General features: G+C 73.0%; 8 protein-coding genes and 1 pseudogene. 8 read left to right on the top strand and 1 reads right to left on the bottom strand.

Going from position 1 to position 10,107, the window contains the following annotated elements:
* Positions 1-2 precede the first annotated feature (2 nt).
* Positions 3-704, top strand: a complete 702-nt coding sequence (locus tag ACRDP3_RS09735; RefSeq protein ID WP_431516468.1) for a hypothetical protein — start codon at positions 3-5, stop codon at positions 702-704.
* Positions 705-766: 62 nt separating this feature from the next.
* On the opposite strand, the gene ACRDP3_RS09730 is transcribed toward ACRDP3_RS09735, so the two are convergent.
* Positions 767-1,168: a globin gene (locus tag ACRDP3_RS09730; protein ID WP_431516467.1), complete on the bottom strand. Its 402-nt coding sequence runs from the start codon at positions 1,166-1,168 to the stop codon at positions 767-769.
* 87 nt (positions 1,169-1,255) lie between these two features.
* Between ACRDP3_RS09730 and ACRDP3_RS09725 the strand changes: the two genes are divergently transcribed.
* From ACRDP3_RS09725 to ACRDP3_RS09695, 7 genes and pseudogenes are all read left to right on the top strand, one after another.
* Positions 1,256-2,200 (top strand): methyltransferase domain-containing protein, encoded by a 945-nt coding sequence (locus tag ACRDP3_RS09725; RefSeq protein ID WP_431516466.1) that lies wholly within the window; start codon positions 1,256-1,258, stop codon positions 2,198-2,200.
* Positions 2,201-2,209: 9 nt separating this feature from the next.
* Positions 2,210-2,941 (top strand): TSUP family transporter, encoded by a 732-nt coding sequence (locus tag ACRDP3_RS09720; RefSeq protein WP_431516465.1) that lies wholly within the window; start codon positions 2,210-2,212, stop codon positions 2,939-2,941.
* A 353-nt stretch (positions 2,942-3,294) separates the two neighbouring features.
* The gene (locus ACRDP3_RS09715) at positions 3,295-4,593 is read left to right on the top strand and encodes a hypothetical protein (RefSeq protein ID WP_431516464.1); all 1,299 of its coding nucleotides are present in this window, start codon (positions 3,295-3,297) and stop codon (positions 4,591-4,593) included.
* 11 nt (positions 4,594-4,604) lie between these two features.
* Positions 4,605-5,720 carry a glutamate ABC transporter substrate-binding protein gene (locus tag ACRDP3_RS09710; protein ID WP_431516463.1) on the top strand — a complete coding sequence of 372 codons (1,116 nt, stop codon included), beginning with the start codon at positions 4,605-4,607 and terminating at the stop codon, positions 5,718-5,720.
* 59 nt (positions 5,721-5,779) lie between these two features.
* Positions 5,780-7,108 carry a hypothetical protein gene (locus tag ACRDP3_RS09705; protein ID WP_431516462.1) on the top strand — a complete coding sequence of 443 codons (1,329 nt, stop codon included), beginning with the start codon at positions 5,780-5,782 and terminating at the stop codon, positions 7,106-7,108.
* Positions 7,109-7,233: 125 nt separating this feature from the next.
* On the top strand, positions 7,234-9,825 hold the full coding sequence (locus ACRDP3_RS09700; protein WP_431516469.1) for a tetratricopeptide repeat protein: 2,592 nt from the start codon (positions 7,234-7,236) through the stop codon (positions 9,823-9,825).
* 2 nt (positions 9,826-9,827) lie between these two features.
* Positions 9,828-10,107, top strand: a pseudogene (locus ACRDP3_RS09695) (serine/threonine-protein phosphatase); the annotation flags it as partial.

Genomic DNA, 10,107 nt, shown 5'->3' with positions numbered 1-10,107 from the left:
CAGTGCGGCAGCGCCTCGAATTCGCTGACCCGGGAGAGGCGGCGGGGCTCGCCGCCTTCCTGGGCCGGCTGCTGCGCTGGGAGAAGAACGCCGCCGTCCGCATCCAGGCCGGCGGCGGCGTGGCCGGAGTCTTCGCCAAGCCCGCCCGGTTCGAGGTGGTGGTGGTACGGACCGGCCGGCTGCTGGGGCCGCCGGGCACTCCGGGCTCGACGGGCAGCACACCGGGCACGGCCGCGGCGGAACTGGACGTCACCGTCTCCGCTGGTGAACTCCTGGAGGGTGTCGAGGAGCCGACGGAAACCGTCACAGTGCCCGGTCCGGTGACCGGGCCGCCGTGGACCGGAGTGCTGCCGCCGCGTGGCGGCTGGCAGGCGTTCGCCGAGGCACCGCCGGACGCGGTCCGCGCGGTCGCTGTCGCGGCCGTGGCGGAGTTCCGCGAACGGGCGGAGCGGCTGACCCCGGCGGCCCGCACCCGCGAGAGGCTGGACGCGCTCGCCGAGGAGATCTGGTCGCGGCCGCTGGGCCGGACCGAGCTGCCGCTGCGCGCCGTGCACGCCGCGCACGCACTGGGTTTCCTGGGCGGCACGGAGCCGCTGGGACTGCTGAAGGCCGGCCCCTGGCTGCGGCTGCGCGCACCCGCCGGTTCGGTGGTGGTTCGCCAGGGCGGCGACCGCGGCCCCGGCCTGAGCGTCACGCCGGTGTGACTCCGGTGGCGCCGCCGTGACTCCGGTGTGGCGCCCGCGCCCGGTCAGTCCGGTCAGTCCCGTCAGTCCGGGGAGTTGACCATGGAGGCGGCAGCGTAGACGAGGTAGTCCCAGAGCTGACGCTCGTGCTCGGGAGCGAGCTCCAGGCTCTCCACGGCGTCCCGCATGTGGGCGAGCCAGGCGTCATGAGCGGCACGGTCGACCTTGAACGGGGCGTGCCGCATGCGCAGCCGGGGATGGCCGCGGTCGTCGCTGTAGGTACGGGGGCCGCCCCAGTACTGGATGAGGAACAGAGTGAGCCGCTCCTCGGCCGGGCCGAGATCCTCCTCCGGATACATCGGGCGCAGCACCGGATCGTCGGCGACGCCCTGATAGAAGCGGTGCACGAGCCGTCGGAAGGTGTCCTCGCCGCCGACCTGCTCGTAGAAGGTCTGCGTCTGCAAGCTGCCGCGCGGAATCTCCATCACTCCTCCATCGTCGCAGATGCCCCGGACGGGGCCGCCGCCCCCGCCGCCCTCGCGTCTTCCGCCCCCGCGCAGCACAGTGGAGGCATGCCTGCTGCGTCGGACCTCGTACGGCAGCTCCTGGCGGGCGGCGCGCTCGCCGACCCCGCCTGGCGTGCCGCCTTCTCGGCGGTGCCCCGCGAGCTGTTCGTGCCGTACTACTACGTCACCGCGTCCGACGGCGGTCAGGAGCGGCTCTGGCGGGACGATCCTGATCCCGGGCGCCGGGAGCGCTGGCTGGCCGGGGTGTACGACGATGTGCCGCTGGCCACCCGGGTACGCGACGGCGAACTGGTCTCCTCCAGCAGCCAGCCCTCCCTGATGGCCCGCATGTTGGAGGCGCTGGAGGTACGCGAGGGGGCGCGCGTGCTGGAGATCGGCGCCGGAACCGGCTACAACGCGGCCCTGCTCGCGCACCGTCTGGGCGACGGGCAGGTCACCACCATCGACCTCGATCCCGACATCACCAGCGCAGCCCGCGAGCACCTGGCCGCCGCGGGATACCGGCCGCGGGTGGTCACCGGGGACGGTGCGCGCGGTGCTCCCGCGTACGCGCCCTACGACCGCGTCATCGCCACCTGCGCCCTGTCGTCCGTGCCCGCCGCCTGGATCGCGCAGTGTGTGCCGGGTGCGCTCGTCCTGGCGCCCGTCGGCACCGGTCTGCTCACCCTGCGGGTCGCCGACCAGCGGCACGCCACCGGCCGCTTCCTCGGTACTCCGGCCTTCTTCGTGCCGCTGCGCGGCGGCGGCACGGTGCCCGTACGGTCCTCGTCGCCCCATGAGGTACCCCGGCACGCACGGCGCCAGGACTCCTTCCACTTCCTCTTCGGTCTGACCGGGGGATCGATGGAGCCGCACGATGTCTACGACCTCTGGCGTGCCGCGGGACGGCCACCGCGGGAGCGCTACGGGGTGACCATCCGGGACGCCGAGCAGTGGGCGTGGCTCGACGACCCGCAGGGGCCCTACACCTGGCCGCTGGGAGGAACGTAGCCTCGGGGGATGCACGGCTGGCCCTTTCTCTGTCTGCTCGGCGGCATCGTGCTGCTGGGCACGTCCGTGCAGCGGCTGGCCGGGATCGGCTTCGGGCTTCTCGCCGCCCCCGGTCTGATGCTGCTGATGGGTCCGGTGCAAGGCGTCGCGCTCGTCAACTGCGCGGGAATCGTCATCAGCGCGGTCGGACTCGCGTCAACCTGGCGGCAGGTGCGCCTGCGCACCATGGTGCCGCTGGTGGCGGCCGCGGCCGCCACGGTCCCGCTGGGCGCCTGGATCGCCCTGCGGCTGCCCGAGCCGGTGCTGCTCACCGGCCTCGGCTCGCTCATCACGGTGGCCGTGATCCTCGTCCTGCGCGGCGTCCGGATGACCGCCCTGCGCGGTACGGGCGGCGCCGTCGCGGCGGGTGCGGCCAGCGGCTTCATGAACTCCTCCGCCGGTGTCGGCGGCCCCGCGCTCTCCGTCTACGCCGTCAACGAGGGCTGGACGGCACGTGACTTCGTGCCCAACGCCCAGTTCTACGGACTCCTCGTCAACCTCCTCTCGGTGGGCGCCAAGGGACTTCCGCACCTGGCCCGCCCCGCCTGGCTGCTGATCGCGGCGACCATGGCGGTGGGGATGGTGCTGGGCGGCTTCCTCGCCGCACGTACGCCCGAGAGGGGCACCCGCCGCGTCATACTCGGCCTTGCTCTGGCCGGCGGTGTGACCACGGCGGCGAAGGGGCTGTGGCTGCTGCTGTGACGGCGCCGCTGTGACGGCTGCTGGGAGGATGTGCCATCGCTGCGGAACCGCACCCGGACCGGACGCGTGTGGTGGTTTGACTGCACGGACCCTCCCGCACAGATCCCGATCCGAACAAGATCCCTGCCGAAACGGTGTGGTTGGTCTTCCCACGGACATATTCTGGCGGTGGACACCGCACGCGTGTGGCGACGGGGCATCGCACAACGTACGCACGGGCGCGGGGGTTCGTCAGCGACCAAGGGGGAGGGTACCGAGCTGTGACACAGCCGCTCGCACGACCGGCGACGTCGCCGCCGTCCGCACCGCCGCCCCTGCCACCGCCGCCGCACCGCAGTGCGTGGAGCGAGGGCGTGCACAGACTGCGTGCCGCGGCGATGACCGAGCCGGGCCGGCTGCGCGGCATAGGCGCCCTGCTGGCCCTGCTGATCGTGCTGTTCGGCGCCGTGACGGCATGGCAGTTCGCGGACCGTACGAGCGCCGCCGACGCCGTCGTGGAGAACAGCCAGCCGCTCAGCGTGGACGCGGCGAGCATCTACCGTTCGCTGGCCGACGCCGACACGGCCGCCTCCAGCGGGTTCCTCGCGGGCGGTGACCAGCCGCGCTCGATGCGCGAGCGGTACGAGAGGAACATCAGCGAGGCCTCGCGGCTGCTGGCCTCGGCGGCGGCCAACTCCAAGGGCTCGGCGTCCGCGCAGAAGCAGATCATCAAACTCAACCAGGGACTGCCCCGCTACACCGCTCTGGTGGAGTCGGCGCGCGCCAACAACCGGCAGGGGCTGCCGCTCGGCGGCGCCTATCTGCGCCATGCGAACGAGGAGATGCGCGGCGAACTGCTGCCCGCCGCCAAGAAGCTCTACACGGCGCAGACGGCGCGCCTGGGTGAGGACTACGCGGACGCGCAGGCGTGGCCGTGGTTCGCGATCGCCGCCGGGCTGCTCGCCCTCGGCGGGCTCGGCTGGGCCCAGCGGCGCAACTACCACCGTACGAACAGGGTGTTCAACCTCGGGCTGCTCGGCGCCACGGCCGCCGCCCTCGTCGCACTGATGTGGCTGACCGGCGCGCACGCCATGGCGCGGTCGGCCCTGAACGAGTCCGACGAGAAGGGCGCGCAGTCGCTGCGGGTGCTCAACGAGGCGTGGATCGGCTCTCTCCAGGCGCGCGGGGACGAGAACATGACGCTGGTCGCGCGCGGTGGCGGGAGCGCGTACGAGGAGAGCTACCGGAAGCAGATGGGCCAGGTCGCGGGAGCGGACGGAGGCGGCGCGTCGGACAGCGGGTCGCTGGCGCACGCCTTCGACCTCGCCGACGACCGTGCGGGGCGGCAGCCGGTGCGGGAGGCGATGAACGCGGTCGAGCAGTGGCGCCAGCGGCATGAGGCGGCGCGGGAGAAGGACGACGGCGGGGACTACAGCACGGCGGTCGGCATGGTGATCGGCGGCAAGGGGAGTGGCAGCACCGGCGAAGCCTTCGACGAGGTCGACGCCGGCCTGGCCAAGGCCAGCGCGCACGAGCAGAGCGAGTTCGAACGGAAGGCCGACTTCGGGCTGAGCGCGCTCAGCACTGTGGCGATCGGCGGCGCGGTGCTGGCACTGCTCGGGGCCGTCGCCGCCGTACTGGGCATCGGCCGCAGGCTCTCGGAGTACCGGTGACGGGGGAGACGGTGACGGACGGAACGGAACGCGGCCGGGACGGAGACCGGAGCCTGGACCGGCGGAGGCGCGCGCGGTACCACCGGCACGCGCGGTACGCGCGGCAGGGCAAGCCGCTCGCCGTCGCGGCCGGTGGGCTCGCAGTGGTCGCCGCCGTGCTGGTCCCGGCCGTGCTGCCGGTCCACGGAACGCACGACACGGACGCCCGTACCCGCGTCACCGGCCGTTCGGCTGCCGCACAGCAGACCCTCCGGCCCGCCGCCGCTCCCAGGCCGGAGACCTGCGAGGACGGCAACGACCCGGCCGAGAGCCTCAAGCCCTCCGGCGACGCGGGTGCCGCCGTCAAGCGCATCAAGGAGAAGGGCCAACTGGTCGTGGGCGTCGACCAGAACAGCTATCTGTGGGGCTACCGTGACCCCGCCACCGGCGACATCGAGGGCTTCGACATCGACCTGGTGCGCGCCATCGCCGAGGACCTGTTCGGCGAGACCCCGCCCGGCGAGGACCCGCCGATCACGTTCAAGACCATTCCCACCGACCAGCGCATCCCCGCGATCCGCAGCGGCGATGTCGACATGGTCGTGCGCACCATGACCGTCAACTGTGAACGGCTCAAGGACGTCGCCTTCTCCACCGCCTATTTCGAGGCCGGACAGCAGTTGCTCGTGCCCAAGAAGCGCGCTCGCGTCAAGGGCTTCGACGCGAGCATGCGCGGCGAACGCCTGTGCTTCGCCCAGGGGTCGACGGCCCAGACGCTGATGAAGAGGGGCAGGTACCGGAAGCTCGGAGCCGAGTCGGTCGTGGTCCCCAACCAACTGGACTGTCTGGTGCGGATGCAGCTCGGCCAGGCGGATGCCACGCTGACCGACAGTGCCCTGGGGGCCGGACAGGCCGCGCAGGACCCGACCGTCGAACTCATCGGCGACCCGGTGACGGTCGAGCCCTACGGGGTCGCGATGAACCTGGCCGACGAGGACTTGGTGCGCCGGGTCAACAAGGTGCTGGAGGATTACCGCGAGGGCGGCTCGGACAGCGCGTGGCGCACCTCGTACGACAAGTGGCTCGCCGCCGAGATAGGCAAGGGTGAGGGGAAGGCTTCGCCGCCGAAGCCGAAGTACCGGAACTGACGGCGGAGCACGCAGCACGCAGAGCACAGCGGACCACGACAGAAGCAGCGAGGTGATCGATGGGGCCCGCGGGACCCACCGGGCCGGTGATGAGCCGGGAGGAGGTCGACCGTGCGCTGGAGCGGCTGACCGCCGAGCACGAAGCGGTCGAGTCGTCCCTGTTCGCGCTCCAGGACCACGCGGGCCGGCGCCTCCTGGAAGGCGCCCGGCTCAGCGGCACCACCGCGCACCGGTGGGCGCAGGCCGAGGCGGCCATCACCCGGCTGTGGAACGCCTTCGACACCTACGCCGCCGCCCTCCGGCAGGCGCAGGAGGTGCGTGAGCGGCGCCGCTGGCCCAGTCGCGAGGACCTCGCCGAGCTGACCCGGCTGCTGCGGGACCCGCGCACCGTGCCCGGCGGCGCGCTCGACGGCGGCGCCGGGGCGGCCGGTGGCGCCGGTGCTTCCGAGGCCCCCCGGCTCACCGAGGAGGTGACGCTGAGCGGGCTGGTCGAGCGGATGAACGGCTGGTACGCGCAGGCCCTGGACGTGGTCGCGGCGGCCGACTCGGTCTGGTCGGCGCTGCCGGCCCGTATAGACATGCTCGCGGCCGAGTTGCGGCGCGTGCGTTCGCTCGCGCACTCCGTGGGCGTACGTCCGGGGGAGCACCCCTCCGGTGACGACCTGGAACGGACCACCGACGAACTCACCTCGCTGCGCGCCGAAGTGGTCGCCGACCCGCTCGCCTTCTGGACCCCGGCGGGCGGCAGCAGCGCCCCGGGCGGCGGGCGGCCGGAAACCTCGCGTTACGACCGCGCGGCCCGCGCGCTGGAGGACGTCCGGCGCGAGATCGACGCCGTCCTCAACGTGCGCCAGGACTCCGAACAGCGGCTGATGAGGCTGCGGGACGTACTCTCCCGCGCGGACCGCACGCTCGCCGAGGCGCGTGAGGCGCGCGGGGAGGTGCTGGCGAAGATCGCCGCATCGGAGGTTCCGGCCGTCAGCGGCCCGGCGACCGCTCTGCACGAACAGCTCTCGGCCGCGGCCGAGTACCGGCGGCACGGGGAGTGGCACCGCCTCTCACCACTGCTGGAGAGCCTGGAGCCGCGGGCGGAGGACGAGCTGGACCGGGCGCGCGCCCAGCTCTCCGCGGTGACGGCGCCGCTGGCCGTACGGGCGGAACTGCGGGGACGTCTCGACGCGTACAAGGCGAAGGTGGCCCAGCACGGCATGGCGGAGGACCGGATGCTGATCGAGCGGTACGACGTGGCGCGCCGGATGCTGTGGAGCGCGCCGTGCGACCTGCGGGCGGCGGAGGACGCGGTGCTGCGCTATCAGCAGGCGGCACAGCAGGTCCTGGTGCCGCGGCAGAGCGACTCGGCCCGGGCCGAGGGGATGGCGGATTCGTGAACGAGGCACAGGGTGGACCGAGTGCGCCGAGTGCGCCCGACGCACCGGACGCACCGGGCAAGCCCGGCTCGTCAGCGCTGAACAAGCCGTGCCAGCGGCCCGGCTGTGACGGCACGTACGAGGACATGGGCGGCGGGGAGCTGTACTGCGACATGTGCGGGCTGGCGCCCGTCGTCGCCCCGGGCGGCATGCTCGGCGCCACAGCGACCGGGCTCACCAGCGCGGCGCGCGACACCGGCTCGTCCTCCGGCTCGGCGTCGTCGCAGGCTTCCGGGTCCGCCCGGTCCGCTCGTTCCTCGGCCCGCTCCCGCTCGTCCCGGCGTTCGGTCTCCGGACGCCTCTCCCGTGACCTGTCCGGGCGGAGCAGCGCGCGTGCCGTCTCCGTGCGCAGCTCACGATCGACGGCGGCCGGGTCGGCCCGCGGCCGGCTCGGCGCGGGGCTGGTCTCGGTACCGGAGGTGCCGAAGGCCGATCCGGGCACTGTCGTGCTGGAGAACCCGGAAGTGCCGGAGCGCAAGCGGTTCTGCAGCAACGGTGACTGCGGCGAGCCGGTGGGACGTGCGCGCGGCGACCGGCCGGGGCGTACGGAGGGCTTCTGCACCCGGTGCGGGCATCCCTATTCGTTCGTGCCCAAGCTGCGCACGGGAGCCGTGGTGCACGGGCAGTACGAGGTCGCGGGCTGTCTCGCGCACGGCGGGCTCGGCTGGGTCTATCTCGCCGTCGACCGGGCGGTGTCGGACCGCTGGGTGGTGCTCAAGGGTCTCCTGGACACAGGTGACGAAGACGCCATGGCCGCCGCGATCTCCGAGCGGCGCTTCCTGGCGGAGATCGAGCACTCCAACATCGTCCGCATCTACAACTTCGTCGAACACCTCGACGAGCGCACCGGCAGCCTCGACGGCTACATCGTCATGGAGTACGTCGGCGGCAAGTCGCTCAAGGAGATCGCCAACGGGCGGCGCACACCGGCCGGCAGACGGGACCCGCTCCCCGTCGAGCAGGCGTGCGCGTACGGCCTGGAGGCGCTGGAGGCGATGGGTCACCTGCACAGCAGGAACCTGCTCTACTGCGACTTCAAGGTCGACAACGCCATCCAGCAGGACGATCAGCTCAAGCTCATCGACATGGGCGCCGTGCGGCGGATGGACGACTACGAGAGCGCGATCTACGGCACGATCGGCTATCAGGCACCCGAAGTCGCCGAGGAGGGCGCCTCGGTCGCCTCCGACCTCTACACGGTCGCGCGCACGCTCGCGGTGCTCACCTTCGACTTCCAGGGCTACACGAACGTCTTCGTGGACAGCCTCCCGGAGCCGGAGAACATCGACGTCTTCGGGCGGTACGAATCCTTCTACCGCTTCCTGATGCGCGCGACCGACCCCGACCCGCAACGCCGCTTCGCCTCGGCCGCGGAGATGTCCGAGCAGCTGACGGGTGTGCTGCGCGAGGTCGTCGCACTGCAGACGGGACGCCCGCGGCCCGCGATGTCGACACTCTTCGGGCCCGAACTCCGCGTGGTGGACACCGAACTGCTGGCACCGCAGTCGAGCGGCACCCCGGCGCCGGGCGCTGCGGGGAACGGGGCTGCGCCCGTGCCCGTACCTGCGCCCGCGCCCGCGCCCGTACCTGTGCAAGGACAGGCGACGGGCCAGTACGTCCCGTACGGGAGCCCGCCCGCCCACGTGCCGCTGCCGGGGCAGGTCGAGCCGCACTCGGCCCCGCCGCCGAAGCCCGCGGGGAGACCGGCCGAGCCCGTGGGCCTCGTCCTGCCGCAGGCACGGGCCACCGCCCTCGCGCTGCCCATGCCGCGCGTCGACGCGAGCGATCCCAACGCGGGCTTCCTCGCGGGTCTGCTGACCTCCGCTCCGGCGGAGCTGATCAGCGCGCTGCAGGGCGCACCCGCCGACTCCGTCGAGCGGCGGCTCCGCGAACTGCGGGCGCGTCTGGAGCTGGACACCACCGTGGACCGGGCTGCCGCCGCCGACGCCCTCGCGCAGTTGGAGACGCGGCACTCCGACGACTGGCGGGTCATCTGGTACCGCGGCATGGCGGCGCTCGTCACCGGCGACCGGGAGACGGCGGCGCTCGCCTTCGACGCGGTCTACGACGCGTTTCCCGGCGAGCCCGCACCGAAGCTGGCACTTGGCGTCTGCGCGGAGATGCTGGGGCAGTTGGACAACGCCGCCGAGTACTACCGGCTCGTCTGGGCGACCGACCCCGCCTATGTCAGCGCCGCCTTCGGCCTCGCGCGAGTGCGTCTGGCGGCAGGTGACCGGCACGGTGCGGTGACCGCGCTGGAGTCGGTGCCCGAGGTGTCCATCCACTACACCGCGGCGCGCGTGGCCGCCATCCGGGCGCGGCTCAGGCAACGCGCACCGCACGAGCCGCTGCACGACGATCTGTACGCCGCGGCGCAGCAGATCGAGCGGCTGCGGGACGCCGGACTCGACGCCCCGCGCCGGGAAGCGCTGACCATCGAGGTACTGGGCAGCACGCTGGACTGGGTCCTCGCGGGGCGGAACGGGCTTCCCCTCGCTTCGCCCGGGCCCGCGCCCGAGCCGCGCGGGCCGCTGCTGGGCTGCCCGCTGGAGGAGACAGGTCTGCGACACGGGCTGGAACGCTCGTACCGCCTGCTCGCCCGGCTCGCGCAGTCCGGCACCGAGAGGATCGAACTGGTGGAGCGGGCCAACCGCTTCCGCCCCAGGACGTGGGTGTGACGATGCCACAGCTTGACCGACTCTCCGCCTGCCCGGGCTGCGCCGAGCCGTTGGAGGAGGGGGACCGTTTCTGCGGTGTGTGCGGTGCCGATCTGACGGCGGCGGCAGTGGTTACGGGCAACGGCTCACGGTCGTCCGCAACGCCTCCGCCTCCGCCGGTACCGCCGGCGCCCCCCGCGGCCGCTCCCGCGCCGGCGACCGTACAGACGCCCACGGAGCCGGACTTCACGCTGCCGCCCGCCGAGGAACTGCCCGTACCGGCGGGACGATCCACGCCGGCGC

The organism is Streptomyces sp. (genome assembly GCF_050698815.1).
Lineage (GTDB): Bacteria > Actinomycetota > Actinomycetes > Streptomycetales > Streptomycetaceae > Streptomyces.
Note: the sequence above shows the minus strand (reverse complement) of the source record. Positions and strands in the feature narration are given on the sequence as shown.